12 protein-coding genes are annotated in these 15,739 nt (G+C 55.8%); 10 read left to right on the top strand and 2 right to left on the bottom strand.

What is annotated here, in order from left to right; all coding sequences use genetic code 11:
• Window positions 1-100 precede the first annotated feature (100 nt).
• The 10 genes from O9X91_RS20610 to O9X91_RS20565 all read left to right on the top strand — a co-directional run bounded on the left by O9X91_RS20610 (window position 101) and on the right by O9X91_RS20565 (window position 12,832).
• A complete protein-coding gene (locus O9X91_RS20610; RefSeq protein WP_012475923.1) occupies window positions 101-2,152 on the top strand; it encodes a hydantoinase/oxoprolinase family protein in 2,052 nt (683 codons plus the stop codon).
• Window positions 2,153-2,154: 2 nt separating this feature from the next.
• Window positions 2,155-4,116, top strand: coding sequence for a hydantoinase B/oxoprolinase family protein (locus tag O9X91_RS20605; protein WP_077768164.1), 1,962 nt, complete (start codon window positions 2,155-2,157; stop codon window positions 4,114-4,116).
• 157 nt (window positions 4,117-4,273) lie between these two features.
• On the top strand, window positions 4,274-5,173 hold the full coding sequence (locus O9X91_RS20600; RefSeq protein WP_012475921.1) for an ABC transporter substrate-binding protein: 900 nt from the start codon (window positions 4,274-4,276) through the stop codon (window positions 5,171-5,173).
• 141 nt (window positions 5,174-5,314) lie between these two features.
• On the top strand, window positions 5,315-6,037 hold the full coding sequence (locus tag O9X91_RS20595; RefSeq protein ID WP_012475920.1) for an amino acid ABC transporter permease: 723 nt from the start codon (window positions 5,315-5,317) through the stop codon (window positions 6,035-6,037).
• A gap of 87 nt (window positions 6,038-6,124) precedes the next feature.
• The gene (locus O9X91_RS20590; protein WP_012475919.1) at window positions 6,125-6,892 is read left to right on the top strand and encodes an amino acid ABC transporter permease; all 768 of its coding nucleotides are present in this window, start codon (window positions 6,125-6,127) and stop codon (window positions 6,890-6,892) included.
• Window position 6,893: 1 nt separating this feature from the next.
• Complete coding sequence (locus tag O9X91_RS20585; protein ID WP_077768165.1) at window positions 6,894-7,679, top strand: amino acid ABC transporter ATP-binding protein; 786 nt, start codon at window positions 6,894-6,896, stop codon at window positions 7,677-7,679.
• Between the two features lie 92 nt (window positions 7,680-7,771).
• On the top strand, window positions 7,772-9,097 hold the full coding sequence (locus tag O9X91_RS20580; RefSeq protein ID WP_077768166.1) for an MmgE/PrpD family protein: 1,326 nt from the start codon (window positions 7,772-7,774) through the stop codon (window positions 9,095-9,097).
• 52 nt (window positions 9,098-9,149) lie between these two features.
• Window positions 9,150-11,024: a LysR family transcriptional regulator gene (locus O9X91_RS20575; protein ID WP_077768167.1), complete on the top strand. Its 1,875-nt coding sequence runs from the start codon at window positions 9,150-9,152 to the stop codon at window positions 11,022-11,024.
• A gap of 64 nt (window positions 11,025-11,088) precedes the next feature.
• On the top strand, window positions 11,089-11,418 hold the full coding sequence (locus O9X91_RS20570; RefSeq protein ID WP_077768168.1) for a hypothetical protein: 330 nt from the start codon (window positions 11,089-11,091) through the stop codon (window positions 11,416-11,418).
• Between the two features lie 451 nt (window positions 11,419-11,869).
• A complete protein-coding gene (locus tag O9X91_RS20565; protein ID WP_032489816.1) occupies window positions 11,870-12,832 on the top strand; it encodes a cucumopine synthase-related protein in 963 nt (320 codons plus the stop codon).
• 309 nt (window positions 12,833-13,141) lie between these two features.
• Here O9X91_RS20565 and O9X91_RS20560 read toward each other — a convergent pair whose 3' ends face one another.
• Window positions 13,142-13,564 (bottom strand): RolB family protein, encoded by a 423-nt coding sequence (locus O9X91_RS20560; RefSeq protein ID WP_269834370.1) that lies wholly within the window; start codon window positions 13,562-13,564, stop codon window positions 13,142-13,144.
• A 62-nt stretch (window positions 13,565-13,626) separates the two neighbouring features.
• A protein-coding gene (locus tag O9X91_RS20555) for an IS3 family transposase (RefSeq protein WP_269834369.1) occupies window positions 13,627-14,840 on the bottom strand; the annotation gives its coding sequence in 2 pieces (ribosomal slippage) (window positions 13,627-14,504 and window positions 14,504-14,840; 1,215 coding nt in all).
• Between the last annotated feature and the right edge of the window lie 899 nt (window positions 14,841-15,739).

The following is a 15,739-nucleotide window of genomic DNA, read 5'->3' as shown; positions in this document are numbered from 1 at the left end:
GCTCATCAAACGCTGAATGCAGATGACTTGCCGACGTGGCCCCACGGGCCATGCAGGTATCGTTTTGCCTTCAGACAAGTGAGGAAATGGGAAATATTCGATGGCACTGGTTAGGATTGGCGTGGATATTGGTGGCACCTTCACCGACTTCGTAGGATGGCGAGCGGATTCCGGAAAAGGGATCAAGCGCCTGAAGGTGCCCTCTACTCCACCGAATTTCGCACAGGGTTTCCAAAACGGTTTCGAGCCGCTACTGGAGGCGCTTGAGGTTGAGGATGGCGACGAAGTCATCGTCATGCACGGAACGACGGTCAGCACGAACACTGTGATCGAACGCTCGGCTGAACCGGTAGCGCTATTCGTAACGGAAGGCTTCAGGGACATCCTTGAGCTGCAGCGACTGCGTCTGAAGAACCCGATCGATCTCTTTTCATCGCGCGCCCTGCCGCTGGTGCCCAGAAACCTGGTCTTCGAGGTTCCCGAACGATTGAGCGCGGATGCCGAGGTGTTGACCGTGGTAGACGAAGGCGCAGTCAGGAAGGCCGTAGCCGCGGTTCGCGCCGAAGGTGTGTCCTCCATAGCAGTAGTCCTCCTGCACAGCTTCCGCGATCCTACACATGAGCGAAAGGTCCGCGACATCATCACGGCGGCGGCACCTGAAATCGATGTCTGCATATCGAGCGACATCTGGCCTCGCATGGGCGAATACGAGCGTGCGGTCAACGCAACCCTGAACGTCTACGTCAAGCCGCGTGTAAAGTCCTATCTCCACGACATTGAGCAGTATGTGAACTCGCGCCTGACTTCGGCGCGCCTCTACGTGACACGGTCAAACGGCGGCGCGCTTGGCCTCGCCGACGCCATGAACTTTCCGGTGCATACCCTATTGTCCGGTCCTGCTTCCGGCATCACCGCCGCCCAAACCATCGCCAGCACCAATAAGCATGAATATATGCTGACCTTCGACATGGGCGGCACAAGTACGGACGTCTCTTTGGTCCGCCAGGGCCAACCAACGGTAACGGCACAAGGCGCGGTCGGCGATTTCCCGATCACCCTGCCCGTTACCGAAATTGAAGCGATCGGCGCCGGCGGCGGTTCTCTGGTGCGGTTGAATGGTCCTGCATTGCGAGTCGGTCCGGAGAGTGCCGGCGCTTTTCCTGGACCGGCTGCATTTGCCCGCGGCGGCGACATGCCGACGGTTACGGATGCCTACCTCCTGTGCGGTTATCTGAACGCCGAGAATTTCCTCGGGGGCGCGATGCGCCTCGATGTCGATCGCGCCGCTTCTGCTTACTCCTCCGTGGCGCAGCAGCTCGGCGTCTCGACTGCCGAAGCGGCTGACGCGTGCTTGTCGGTGACTACCTCCAATATGGTAAGCCGCATTCTGCCCTATCTTGCCGCCCATGGCCTCGACCCGCAAAACGTCACCCTCGTGCTATTCGGCGGCAATGGTGCGCTACATGGTCCGCTTCTGGCCGATGAGGTCGGCATCAATTCGATCATCGTGCCGCCCGCTCCCTCGGTCTTCTGCGCTCGGGGCGGGGTCGTGACTTCACTTACACACGATGTCATTGCGGTGATCCAGGGTTCGACCGTCACCGACGAACTCGTGGCGGCGGAATTCGAAAAGCTCAAGGATGAGACCCTGGTCTGGTTATCGAACCAGATCGACGGATCCCGACTGGTTTCGGTGGAACACGAGTTCTGGGCCGAGCTGAGATATAGGGGACAGTCATTCCAAGTCGCGGTCGCAGTGCCTGTCAGTCATGGCAGATTTCCCGATCTTACGTCTATTGCCAATCGTTTCCATGATGAGCATCTGCGGCTTTACAGCCATTGCGACACGGCTGCGCCAGTGGAGTTCGTTGAACTGCGCGTGCGTGTCCGGGGCAGTCTGCCTATGCCTCCAGACGAGCACGCTCCACTTGGGCCTCGTGCTGAAATTGCGCCCGTTGGGCAGCGCGACATCCGCATTGCCGGAAAGCTCCATCCTTCCGCCAGCACCTATCGGCGCAAGGACCTGACTGTCGGCAGCACGGTCAAGGGGCCGTGCGTCATCGAGGAGGACGATTCTACCGTCCTCGTACCAGCAGCATTTCACGCGAGCGCCCTCGCAACCGGCGCACTCGCACTGACGCGGAGGCAGTAAAAATGGATCCCGTACAAACTGCAATCATGGCGAACCGGTTCAACGCGATCGTCGAAGAAGCATCCTCGACCCTTCAGCGTACGGCTCACACAACCTTCGTGAAGCTCGTTCAGGATTTCCAGTGCGCATTGGCAAATGCTGAGGGTGAAGCATTCGCCTACCCCGTAAATACCGGTGTCAGCGCCTTCATCGGACTGTCGGTCAAGGGCGGTCTCGGTGATATCCCAATTTCCTCCCTGAAGCCTGGAGACTGCATCATAACCAATGATCCATTCTCAAGCGACGGCATGGTCACCCATATGATGGATGTGTCGCTGGTGCATCCGATCTTCCGCGACGGCCGGCTCATAGCGCTGGCATGGGCCTTCGTGCATGCCTCAGACATCGGCGGCGCGGTTCCCGGAAGCATAGCGCCGACACTTACGGAAACATTTCAGGAGGGGCTGAGGCTCCGCCCCGTGCTTCTGTATCGCGAGGGAGTTCTCAACGAGGCCGTCAGAAACATTTTGCTCGATAACAGCCGCATCTCATCGGAGCTGTGGGGCGATATCCAAGCAATGTTCTCTGCTATGAAGAGCATGGATGTGCGTCTCGGCCAACTCTGTGATCGGTATTCGACGCAGGAAGTCATCGACGGGATGGATGCAACGCTCGCCCTATCAGAAGCGAGGGCCCGGGAGGTTATCGCCGAAATTCCCGACGGAATTTACGAGTTCGCCGACTACATTGAGGGTATGAAGGCCGGTGAATTCATCAATATCCATGCGAAGATGACGGTCACCGGCAGCGATTTACTGTTTGATTTTACCGGAACGGATCCTCAGGTCCTCGCAGCCTTCAACTATGTCACTGGCTCGACCACACATCCCTATACCCTGCAATCGCTAATCTACTATATCCTGACAAAGGCGCCAGACGCTCCCCGGAACCGTGGCCTTCTGCGGCCGGTCAAGATCATCGCTCCCCGCGGAACGATCATCAATGCGAACTTCCCAGCCGCCGGCGGATCACGCGTCACCGCGTCGACCCGCGTCTACGACGTTGTGCTTGGTTGCTTGAACGCCGCAATCCCCGGAGGACTGGCCGCAGCTGGCCCGGGTATGTCGGGGATCATCGTGGTCACCGGACGCGACCGTCTTCATGGCGGCAAGCGTGTGAGCGTGATCAATCCAATTTGCGGCGGCGGTGGCGGTAAAATAGGACACGACGGTATCGATGGCGTCGACAACCGGTCGGGCTCACTTTTGACCGTGCCGGCGGAGACTATCGAAGTCGAAACTATCATGCGCGTTCAACGATACGGCCTTGTCATCGACAGCCAGGCACCGGGTCGTTGGCGCAGCGGCGCCTCGGTGGTCCTGGATCTGGAGAACACCGACGTTGAGGCCGTCATGACGGTGCGCGGCATGGATCGGCTCAAATTCACTCCATGGGGTATCATGGGCGGCGAAGCCGGATCCCTCGCGCGCGTCATCGTCAACCCCGACACGAAGGATGAACGTGAGATCGGCAAGATTGACGTTCTCCACTTCAAGCGGGGTGACGTCGTCCGCCTGATCACTCCGGCGGGGGGCGGGTTTGGGCCAGCGTCAGAGAGAGATCCCGAGCTTGTGCTCGCGGACGTAAAGCGGGGCGTCGTCTCAGCTGAAAAAGCTCGCGCGGCCTACGGGGTGGTAATTCGCGATGACTTCACGATCGATATGAAGGCCACTGAGGCAGCCAGGTCGGCCATGATCAAGGGCAACAACCGATTCTCGCATTGTGAAACGCGACAGGCGTTCGACGCCATCTGGCCCATCGACGTCCGGGCTGCCCTGGCCGTCCGTTCTTTTGATTATGACGCTTCGGTCAGAGCAACCCTCGTACGCAATACGGTTTCGCGCTTCATCAAGGAAAGCAAAAGAGCGACGCTCGATTTAATCCCGAATGCACTCGCGGAGGAAAACCGGCTTTTGCAGCAATGACAGCTTAGCGGTGCGTCCATGACAACAACAGCGGAGAATAGCCAGCGACCATCGCCCATTGCCGAAACCAAAACACCTGGACGTAATTCTCGATCACAGGAGATGCGTCCCGCGTAGTGAAAACGATCTAACATCGTGAAGAAGAAAGGGGAATACAATGAGAATTCGTTCTTACGCATTGATCGTGAATCTACTTCTTGCCGGAGTCTGTATCGCACCGGCAGCAAAGGCGGCGGAGCCATCCGAAGGCAAAGCATATGAAAACAGCCAGGCGGCTTCGGGAATCACGAAGAGCGTCGAGCCAACCGAAAAACTGGCGAAGGCCGGCAAGATTGTCATGTGCACCGAACTCGGCAATCCCCCCGGCGGCTTCCTGGATGAAGACGGCGTCACGCCGAAAGGCTTCAATGTTGACGTAATGTCGGCGATTGGCCCGGCGATGGGTATCAAAACCGAAGTCGTCCACTATCCGTTCGCCAGTATCTTCGCTGCTTTGGACACGGGTAAATGCGATGCAGTCATGTCGAACAATTCGAAAAGTCTAGCTCGCGTCGCAAAATACAATTTCGTGGAGTACGTGCGCGAGCGGATGGGCCTCCTTGTCCCGAAAGGAAACCCCCTCAATATCAAGACTTACGAGGATCTTTCAGGACACCGCGTCGCGGTTCTGGTCTCGAGCACCAACGAACGCCTACTGAAGGAAGCCAACACCAAGGTCAGCGCCGAAGGCAAGCCACCGATCGAGATCCAGTCCTATCCGCAGAATACGGTCACGTTCCGGCAGCTCGATCTGAAACGTGTGGACGCTTTCGTGAGCGACGCGATGACACTCTCCTACTTCAAGAAGCTCACCGGCGATAAATATGAGATCGGCGGTCTACCGATCGACCCCCTCACCATCGGTATTGTGCTTCGCAAGGACGACCCTGCGCTGCAAGAAGCCGTACGCAAGGCTTATGTCTCTCTCTACGAAAGCGGCTATGTCGAGCAGGCCGCCAAGACCTGGGGCATGGACGGCCATGTCGAGCTTTGCCGCAACGACAAGCAGTGCCCATGATTTTCCGCAGATGCCCAACGCTCGATAGGTTCGAGTAGGTGTACACTCCTGGCCTGCCGCTTCGGCGGCAGCCCTCCGCGCAAGAGGTAAGGTCCTCGGCAACGGAACTCGAACACAATAAGAAACGGGGACATTATCGACATGCAGTTCGATATCGCCTTTTTCCTGGATTTTGTCTTCAATCCCCGGCCCGCCCTTCTGCGCGGTCTGCTCACGACGGTTCTGGTCGCGTTCGCGTCCATGGTCATCGGTGTGGTGTTGGGGCTTGTCTTGTCCCTGTTCGGACTATCACGATGGCGCGTGCTCCGCTGGTTCAACAGCGCCTACATCTTCGTGTTTCGCGGCACACCGCTCCTTGTGCAGGTCATTCTGATCTATTTCGGCCTCCCCTATCTGACGAATGTCGATCTTTTTCCGCAGGACGTGCATCTGTTCGGCTTCATTTCGATCAGCGGGGCGATTGTCGCGGGGGTGACCGCCTTCGCGCTCCATGAGGCGGCATACTTCAGCGAAATTTCTCGCGGCGCTATCGCTTCGGTCGACCATGGCCAGTGGGATGCCGGCAGGGCCGTCGGCATGACGCCGGGGCTTCTCATGCAGCGGATCATTCTGCCACAGGCAATTCGCATCATGTTGCCTCCACTTGGCAATCAGATGAACGGCATGTTCAAGGCGACATCGTTGCTGTACCTGATCGCGGTTCCAGAGATGCTGTTTATCACCGACGCAGTGAATTCAGTGACCTACAAAACCTTCGAGGTCTATCTCGGCGTATCGATCTACTACCTCGCGCTCACAACCGCTTGGAGCTTTCTCCAAGAAGCATTGGAGAAGCGTTATTCAAAGGGCTTCGTTTCGATATGACCTGGTCCGCACCCAATTCGGCGAGCGTAGTCGCTCGAACGCCACTCGGTCTCATGAAGGCGGCGAAGTTGCTCCGGGAGCTCAATCATGAACTTTGACCTGCACTATTTCCTCGAGCTGGTTTTCTCGCCACCACCGCAGCTTATATATGCTGTCTGGCTCACCGTCTCCGTCACTCTCACATCAATGGCGGTCGGGATCATTGCGGGACTGTTCCTGGCACTATTCGGACTGAGCCTGTATGGCGCGCTTAGAGGTTTCAACTGGCTTTACGTCTGGTTCTTCCGAGGAACTCCTATCCTCGTGCAGTTGTTTCTAATCTATTTTGGGCTGCCCTACCTGATCGGTGTTGACATCTTCCCGTCGACAATCACGACGCCGGCGTTTTCCATCAGCGGAGCGATTGTCGCTGGCATATTCGCATTCAGCTTGCACGAAGCAGCATATATGAGCGAGATCACGCGGGCCGGCATCCGATCGGTCGAGAAAGGACAAAGCGAGGCCGCACAGGCATTGGGCATGTTGCCGTCGTTGGCGATGCGCCGGATCATCCTCCCCCAGGCGCTTCGCATCATCCTCCCCTCGCTCGGAAACCAATGCAACATGATGTTCAAGACCACTGCGTTCCTGAGCGTCATCGCCGTTCCAGAACTCGTACACGTCGCCGACAGCCTGCGATCGCAAAACTTCAAGACCTTCGAAGTTTATGCGGCGATCTCCGTCTACTATCTCGTGCTGACCGGGGTGTGGACCGTCCTTCAACAATGGATCGAGAACCGGCTGTCCTGGAGTCCTCGCACTGCTGCGCGCGAGCCCGAGTCGAACGCCCCCAACCTGTTACAGATGGAAACCTGAAATGGCCGATCAATCCAAAGCCAGCGTGGCACCTGCCGTGGAACTCCGCGGCGTAAGCAAGTCGTTCGGTACCCTGAGCGTGTTCAAGAATGTTTCAATGACGGTCCAACCTAAGGAGACCGTTGTCGTCATCGGTCCGTCCGGCTCCGGCAAAACGACGCTTATCCGTTGTATCAATCATCTGGAGCAAATCCAGAGCGGTGAGATCTACCTGAATGGCGCACTTGTGAGCAACAAGCTCGCAGGCGGTAAAAAGGTCCCACTCAGCGAGAAGGAAAAGGCCGCAATCCGCAGGAATGTTGGCATGGTTTTCCAGCGCTTCAATCTATTTCCGCATCTGACCGCTCTGCAGAACATCATCGAGGCTCCCGTTCATGTTCTAAAGCGCCCGAGGCAAGAGGCGATCCAGGAAGGAATTGCCCTGCTGGAGCGCGTCGGATTGGCCGATAAGCGAGATCAGTATCCCGCGCAACTCTCGGGTGGCCAGCAGCAGCGTGTAGCAATTGCTCGCGTTCTCGCGATGAAGCCCGAGATTGTTCTTTTTGACGAGCCGACCAGCGCACTTGATCCGGAAATGGTCGGCGAAGTTCTCTCTGTCATGAAAGAACTCGCCGGCAAGGGCATGACCATGATCGTCGTCACTCACGAAATGGGTTTCGCACGAGAGGTGGCCGACCGAGTCGTTGTGATGGATAAGGGCTCCATCATTGAACAGGGGCCACCAGAGCAGATTTTTGGTCGCCCCCAAAACGCTCGCACGGCCGAATTCCTGGAGCGAATCTCCTAAACAGTTGGCGAATTACGGCCGGCGTCTCCGCTAGGTGCCCAAGACATGGCCTGTTTTCTTCATTTCCAAGGCGCACAAGTCCGAACATTGTCATGTCCATAACAGCCGAGCTTTCCGACTTCATCGCCCATGTGCGGGAAGTGCCTCAGTCTGTGTCCGAGCGCGCAAAGATCCATGTGGCCGACACACTCGCTTGCATATATGCTGGCACGGCGTCTCGGCCTGTAGAAATTCTCGTTGCAGTATGCGCACCAGGGAACGATCGGGAGGGCATTCCCGTCCCTGGTCTAGGTTGCTGGAGCGATCCTGCACTGGCGGCTCTTCTGACCGGCACCTGCGCGCATGCAGACGACTTTGATGATACGAGCGAGTTCTCGATGAATGGCCATCCGAGTGCCCCGATCGTCAGTGCGCTGCTGCCGACGGCCTTCGAAACGCAAGCGAGCGGCCGGGCATTCCTGCGGTCCTATGCAGTCGGGATCGAGATCGCCTGCAAGCTTGGCATCGCAGTGGGCAGCGCACATACGCGCCAAGGGTGGCATACGATGTCGACGCTCGGGACTCTCGCAGCTGCCGGCGCTGCGGCCAACTTGCGTGGCCTCGACGCGCGCCAAACGGAGCACGCACTCGCGATCGCGTGCTCCTTTGCCGGGGGCATCCTTGGCAACACCGGAACGATGACGAAGAGTTTGCATTGCGGCCGGGCCGCTCAAGCTGGCTTCCTTGCTGCAAAGCTGGCAGAAAGCGACTTCACGGCCGGATCTGGCATCCTTGAGGCACCATCCGGTTTCCTGGATGCATTCACAGGCGGATCAGCAGCAACGTTGCCAGCTCTCGGCAACCCTTGGGAACTTGTTACCCCCGGCCTTGCAGTAAAGCTTTATCCTTGCTGCAGCTGCACCCATCTTGCAATTGATGGCGCATTGACGATCCGAGCGCTGTCTGGTTTCGACATCAAAGCGATCGAACGGATCAACTGTTTCGTCCGCGACGAGTGCATCCGCTATCTGCGCTTTCCGAAGCCGAGAACGGGAATCGAGGCGAAGTTCAGCATGAACTATACGGTGGCGACCGCCCTGCTCCAAGGCGAGTTAACGCTGAACGATTTTGAAACGAACGCCATCGCACATGAGGACGTTTCCGAGCTATTGGTCAAGGTGGCGATGTTCGCGCGGAGTGAGGATTCGGACAACCCCGACATCGAAGTGGTCTTCCTGGACGGAAAGCGACTGGCCGAGCGGCGGCGTGTGCCGCGAGGGGCGCCCGACGATCCAGCCGGATGGGAGGAAATCACCAGGAAACTGGCGGGAGGCATTTCCCGCGCAAGGCAGTCGAGGGTGGCCGATTTCGGAAAGCATGTTTGGGCGATCCGTGATCTGGACAAGGCAACCCGGTTGTCCGATATCTTTTCAGCATAGGGTCTCCAGAGCTCGCGCAAGGTTCTGATGCGCACATTCATCCGAGGTTAGTATGCCCAAGATCGACTTTCCGCATCTGGCAGCTTTCGTTGTCAGTTGCGACAGTCCAACGATGGCGCATGCGGCCGCGAAGCTTGGTCTCACACCATCGGCATTGAGTGCCAAGCTCAGCACGCTCGAAGCCCAGATTGGAGTGACGCTTTTTGGTCGCAAAGGGCGTAACTCCTTTCCGCTACGCTCGGCGGTCTGGCTGTACAATCGCAGTGTTCGTCTCCTCCTTGCCGAGGAATATTTGAGTCATGCCAAACTTGGCGGCAGCGCGGCGCCTTCGGCGCCCGTCATCCTCAAATTAGACGTTGACTATACCTGGACAGCAATTTCCTACGCTGTAATCACGGCGATCCGCCGCTTCCATTCCAAACCCGACCACCCTTATGTAGACTTGATCTTCACGGGTACTGGCGCCTTCGGAATGCAGAACGGTCCCAGCCATCTTCTGTCAGACGCGGTGCCACTCGGGCAGCTCAAGATCCAACATACCATCGGTACTGGGGTATCCGGACCTTCTGTTGTCGTTGCTCCAGACCATTGGACGAGGCTGACCCATACGGTTGGGGAGCGACCCGAGCGTGGTGACATTGCTCCAAAAACCGAAATTCCCGATCTGCCGGGTACACTGCAAAGCGACACGAAATTCGACCGCTCCAGCGGTATCGCGACATCACGGATTTCCACCACCGATCGAAGTCTGCAGGATCTCCGAGGGCTCATCGACGACATCCGCAAGTCGGATCTACTTCTGCCCCAACTGACTGTACCCCAGCGTCTTCGCATCCAGGGCATCACTGCGGTTCCGGTAATTCGCAGTCCGTCGTGCTGCGTGACCGCAGAGCTCTCTAACGACCATGAACTTCTGTTAAATCTGCTAAATGATGTCCGCAAAGGCGTCGAGGCCCCTTCGGGCTGGTCCGAAGCCACGAATTTCCATCCCAAGGTTAGCCTGAAGCAGATTTCTACCGTGAATCGTGTGGTGCAGACCGGCAGCATGGCGAGCGCTGCCCGCGTCGCCGGACGGACTGCTCCGATGATACCGGCCCAGCTTGAACAGATCGAATATGCGCTCGGGACAAGGCTTATCGACCGGAAGAAGACCGGTTCTGAACCGACCGATGATGCTGAAAGGCTGCATTCGCTGTTTGTCGGCGTTGAGAGGGCTTTCAACGACACTCTGGGCGAACGAAGCCACATAGCTGCGGCCTTTGAACAATCAATTCGGATTGCGTTACCGGTGAGTTGGAGCGCAGATTCCTTGACGTCCGAATGCATGGCCGTGGCGCTTAGCGCATTTCACAATGAATTTCCGAACTGCCAAATCGAGGTTGTGGAGGGCCCTCGACATGTACTGCATCATGGCGTTCTAACCGGCCGTTTCAATATTGCTGTCGTTGGTAGGATCGATCCGCAAGTAGGCTCTCTACTAATTGGCCGCAGCGAAGACGTCGTCCTGATCGTCAATAGGAAGCTGAATTTTGCGCCTCAGGCCGAGAGAGTTTCGGCAGACGAGCTGAGGAGCATCCCGCTCCTTCTGGCACCTTCACAGCTCACAATGCATCAAACTCTTCTGACGGCACTTGCGAAGTCTACTGTGCAGCTCGAGCCGGTAATGCGGTTGGGTTCGGTACCTCTGATCGTCTCGGTTTTGCGTCGTTCACCTCTTGGCACGATCTTGCCAGCGTCGGTGATGATCAAGGAGATCGAGGCAGGGATCGTGGACACGTTCTCTCTCGACCATTTAGTCCCGCCGCGGCGACTATGGGCAATATTCTCCACCTCCACGCCGCTTAACGAGACTGAACGTGCTTTGATCAGCCACGTAAAGGAAGCGTTTCAGGAGGCTAATTCATCCAACGGCAGAGTTGTACCTTAACTTATAGAGGGTACAGCCTGCGACAGCTTCGCGCGTTACAGCACATGAGCTGGTGGTGAGGACAATGCGCTTAGCGGCTCACAACGGGGCAAGGTCAGCGCGCCCGACGCATGTCTACACGATCGATTATGTTGCTTCGCTGATCGGCGAGAACCTCGAACTCCTCCAGGAAATCGCCAGCAACTCAGACAATATCGATTACGGCGAGATGATCCATGCCCATGACGGCAGCCAAGAGGGCGTCACGACCTTCACCGACCGGGGCATCGAGAGCTTAAAGGAATTCCTCGCCGGTATCCGCACCTGCGAGGGCGGTGTCCGGCAATTCCGCGTCGATGAGCAATGTGATCCCGAAAGGATCGAACGCATCATGGCAGACGAGCCGAGATCATAAACCCCGCGGCCTACGCCGGATGGATACGGCTCATCGGCAAGGTAGGTCCTCGTAGCCATATGTCGCTGCAGACCCGTGCAGAGACAACCTCTCAAATCAGGCAAGCGCGGAGCAATGTTAATGAACTGACGAACTGACGAACTGACGAACTGACGAACTGACGAACTGACGAACTGACGAACTGACGAACTAGACAAGGGGATATATCCTGTCAAATAACAATCTCATGTTAGGTAATAATATCACCCAATCAACGCGGCCACGCAATTAACCTGGTGGGCCCCTGCAATTATAGTTACGTGGGCGGCCCGCCCAATATTTAGAAGGCCCACCCAGATTTCGGCGAAATTGCTCCATACCTTTTTCCACTATAAGTATCGTGCCTGCCCACCCTGCAATCCCACCCTTTCCTAACATCATCTATTTGCTTCCACCTTCTTGTTCATAACACATGGCCTGCAGGCAAGTCGCTCCCGACCTCCGACAGCTCGTTGCAGAGATCACGCTTTCAACAAAGGCAATCCTCCATATCGAGCCGAAGGAGCTTCATGATATCCGGACCGGCACCTTCGCGGTCGGGACAAACAACCAATACTTCACGAACCTCGACTTCGTGAACGGCATGCTGCGCGACCAGTCGATGTACACGTGGTATCCGTTGCTGCTGACGTTCCAGGATGAGCGATTTACCCTCGAGCAGTGCTGCGCACTCGTGCACCGCTTTGACTACGCATACAGCAACTATCTGCGCTACAGCGGCTTGCAGGAAATGGGCGCTTTTGCCGAAGCGATCACCAAATATCTTCCGACGGCTGGTAGCCGCGACGAGGCGGTTGAGGCCGTCAAGGCGTTCCTGGGTTACCTCAACCGTTTGGCCGCCTGGTCATTCCATTACTTCCCTTGGAGCATCGGAAAACATCTCACTTACGAGACCCCGGAAGGTTCCATCGCGGCCCTGGCCGATCCCTCTCGGCGTGTTCAGATCCGCGACGGTCAAAAGGTACGGCTTACCTGGGAGCCGCTGGGCATCAGCGTCATTGCCTATCTCGCGACGAAGGAAAACCCCGAACTCTGCAACGACCTTATTCAAGCTCTGCCCTTCACGGTTGTTCAGGACCATGCCGTTGTCAGCGGTGAATCCATGTACGCGTGGGCGCCTGTCGTGAGCACCGCAAAGGTTAACGTCAAGGAACGGCAGTGCGATGCTCCGGTCGGCCGTATCCGCTATTCCCAGGGCACCGGCAACAAGGTCATCGTCCAGTATGGTGAAGTCACCGAAGATATTGCGACACCGGTTCTCGGTGAGATCCTGCCGGAGTATGCCGACGATATCTATAAGGTTGGTCGCGCTGTTCTGGAAGCCACCTTCCTGACTAAGGAGCTGTTTTTTCTCAAGATGGAGCCCACCAGTTAGGGCCCGCCCAAGGCGACTAAGCTATGAGGACGATCTCGCCTTCTGGCAAGTCTATCCTTGGCTCATAAATATCCTACGGTGTCATCTTTCTCCTGCGACGTTTGTATTATGTTTGTATTATGTTTGTATTTTCATAATTGTTTGTAACTGAATAAAGTGTTTTAATTTATTTCCCTCTTGCTTTACTCTAAACTTAATTATGTTAATAACAATTCTTATATAACGATCAATCATTATTAATACCAAATTTAGCTATTACATCATACGATCAGACTCCATAACATGTTACACAGATAAAACACACTAGTTTCAAAAAAATAGACTCTTTCCAGCACATACAATCTCTTCATACTTAAAAAACATATCGCTCTGATCCTCTGGCTGACGCTGCCGGGTAAAGACATCGAAGGGGCCACACTCGCCGTCCACTGTGCGCACCGATATCTCACCGGTCTTCTCAAAACAATTGCTGGGGAGGAACGCCACGAAATAGTCGCAACAAGCAGATTGAAGAGATCCAGATGCAGGACCTCCACAAACAATGGAGTTAAGTTTCTCAAACGCCTCGGCCCTTGTAACCCCAGGCAGGTATGGTGGAAGCGAAGTAATTTTCGCGACTGAATTGCTGTTGCAAACGAGGATGCGATTCTTTACACACAAGTCTGCTATTGGTTCATCCATATACATAAAAAGAAGCTTGTCGACCGTCACAGATTGATCGAGATCCGCCACCGCGTAACCGTTGCTTTTCCAGAAGTCGAGTGGAGTGCCCCCCATTTCGCCGGACAGCTCAGCTATTGAGACAATGCTTTGATGAACTCCCTTGGGGAGGCCATTTTGAGCGCTGAGTGTGGATGGATTTCATTATAGTCTTCAATCCATCCGTCGATCTTCCGGAGAGCTGTGTCGGCGTCCGGAATGGATGAGATGCGTATGTAGTCTCGCTTCAAGGTTTTGACGAAGGCTTCAGACATGCCGTTCGATTGTGGGCTGGCCACGGGCGTGAAGCATGGGATCAGGTTGAGGGCTTGGGCAAACAGCCTGGTCTCCCTCGCGGTATATGCACTGCCGTTATCAGATAGATGTTCTATTGCATGCGGGGCGCTGGTTGCGCCGAAGCGCTTTTCGACGGCCTCCAACATCATGTCTCGAATGTCGGAGCCGGATATCCCGGCATTGGCGACGGCTGCCCATGAGATAATTTCCCGGTCAAACGCATCGATAATGAACGCGAGACGAACCACCTCGCCATTCCAGCAAGTGAACTCAAGCCCGTCCGAGCACCAGCGGAGATTAGACCGCATCACCATGACCTTGCCGTCGTGGACACGACCAATTCGCACCGCCGTGTGTTTCTCAAGGATCATGGCGTGATTGGCCATGATGCGATGCACTCGCTTGCGATTGACGACGGGCAGATCGGCGGCTCGCCGCTGCCTGTTGAGAAGGGCAGCGATCCGCCGATAGCCATAGGTCGGCCGAGCATCCACGAGTTTACGAATGGCAGGCAGCAGCTCGGCATCATCCGCTTTGAGATATGATCCACGCGGCTTAGACTTGCCTTTAAGACGCTCCACGAGATTGGACCTCGATACGCCAAGGACGTCAGCCACGGTCTTCATCGGGAACCGTCCTTCGGCAACAAGATCGGCCGCGATATCGGTTTTTTTGAGTGGGCTTTGGAAAGAGCTTCGCGGAGAATCTCGTTCTCCAACGTCTTGCGCCCGAGGATGCGCTCAAGCTCGCGCACTCGATCTTCCAGCTTCTTCACCTCGGAATTGCCGATCACTGGCTCGTCAGAATCCACGGCCACCGCACCTCCCTCGCTAAGGAGCCTACGCCAGCGATACAGAAGATTTGGCGCAACTCCATGTCGCCGCGCCGCGGAGGAAACGGTCTCCCCGGCGGCATAGCTTTCCTCGATGATCTGCAGTTTGCGCTCCGTTGTCCAGCGTCGCCGCCGGACGTCACCGATCATCAGATCAACCTGTCGAAACTCGTTAGACATAAGCTTATCCTCAAGCCTGTGCTTGAGCCTTCCTGCTTATGCTGAGTGTCCGGTCGAAAGTGGGGGCAGTTCATCGAGATCATCGCGGTAGTCCCGTAGCGCCGCCTCAAGCTCGGCCCTCACATCCGGACCCAGGACTGTAACGAGAGAAATGCCTTCCAATTGACGCTCCAACTCATCTGCCATGCTCATGCTTTAGCAGGATTAGTGCTTTGTGCCTCCAGCTGTAAATTCTCTTCTGATCACTTTAGAGCAGCTGGAACCTATTTAAACACCTGGCCTCCTCCTTGTTGATTTCTGTGAACTTTTCGAGATGCGAAATAGATAAAAAATGAAATAAAATCTCAACCGGGCGTATCCGAATCTGTCAACTTGACTTTATTGGGGAGAGAACCTCTCACAAAGCATCATAATCAAAGCAGCCACACTTTCGATATTAGTGGAAGTTATTGGTGGTCTCGCAGCTCAGCCAATCAGGTAAGGATATAGTGAAGCGATGGATTCGATATGCTAGAAAAGGAACCACTCCATTAGCAATCGAGTGGCATCCGCGTCAGCCTCTCGTGCCCAACCCAATTTCAATGCTTTTTGGATATTATTGACTGTCCTAGTGGACTGCCATTTTTGAAGGCTCTTCTTCCGCCACGGGATTATATTCCATTTCCACTAAACTCTCTTTTGAATATTAAATTTGGCCTCAATCGAGATCGGTTGGAGATCAATGCTATAAAGATAGGTTTCAAGGAATTGGAAAACATGTTGAGGATGTCCTGTTGATTGGGCGCCGATAGTCAGGACGGCATGCTCACCGCTCACGCGATTCCAGTAACTCCCTTAGCAGCTGTCATGCTCACCGCCGTCTGCCGACGGGCAAATATGTTCTTCTGCCACCCTCGCTT

It is taken from the genome of Agrobacterium salinitolerans (assembly GCF_027498475.1).
In the GTDB taxonomy this organism is placed as follows: Bacteria; Pseudomonadota; Alphaproteobacteria; order Rhizobiales; family Rhizobiaceae; genus Agrobacterium; species Agrobacterium salinitolerans.
Note: the sequence above shows the minus strand (reverse complement) of the source record. Positions and strands in the feature narration are given on the sequence as shown.

What these genes read in the sequence shown, in the direction of transcription:
- O9X91_RS20610 (WP_012475923.1), top strand. Translation starts at nt 101, where the DNA reads ATGGCACTGGTTAGGATTGGCGTGGATATTGGTGGCACCTTCACCGAC.
- O9X91_RS20605 (WP_077768164.1), top strand. Translation starts at nt 2,155, where the DNA reads ATGGATCCCGTACAAACTGCAATCATGGCGAACCGGTTCAACGCGATC.
- O9X91_RS20600 (WP_012475921.1), top strand. Translation starts at nt 4,274, where the DNA reads ATGAGAATTCGTTCTTACGCATTGATCGTGAATCTACTTCTTGCCGGA.
- O9X91_RS20595 (WP_012475920.1), top strand. Translation starts at nt 5,315, where the DNA reads ATGCAGTTCGATATCGCCTTTTTCCTGGATTTTGTCTTCAATCCCCGG.
- O9X91_RS20590 (WP_012475919.1), top strand. Translation starts at nt 6,125, where the DNA reads ATGAACTTTGACCTGCACTATTTCCTCGAGCTGGTTTTCTCGCCACCA.
- O9X91_RS20585 (WP_077768165.1), top strand. Translation starts at nt 6,894, where the DNA reads ATGGCCGATCAATCCAAAGCCAGCGTGGCACCTGCCGTGGAACTCCGC.
- O9X91_RS20580 (WP_077768166.1), top strand. Translation starts at nt 7,772, where the DNA reads ATGTCCATAACAGCCGAGCTTTCCGACTTCATCGCCCATGTGCGGGAA.
- O9X91_RS20575 (WP_077768167.1), top strand. Translation starts at nt 9,150, where the DNA reads ATGCCCAAGATCGACTTTCCGCATCTGGCAGCTTTCGTTGTCAGTTGC.
- O9X91_RS20570 (WP_077768168.1), top strand. Translation starts at nt 11,089, where the DNA reads ATGCGCTTAGCGGCTCACAACGGGGCAAGGTCAGCGCGCCCGACGCAT.
- O9X91_RS20565 (WP_032489816.1), top strand. Translation starts at nt 11,870, where the DNA reads ATGGCCTGCAGGCAAGTCGCTCCCGACCTCCGACAGCTCGTTGCAGAG.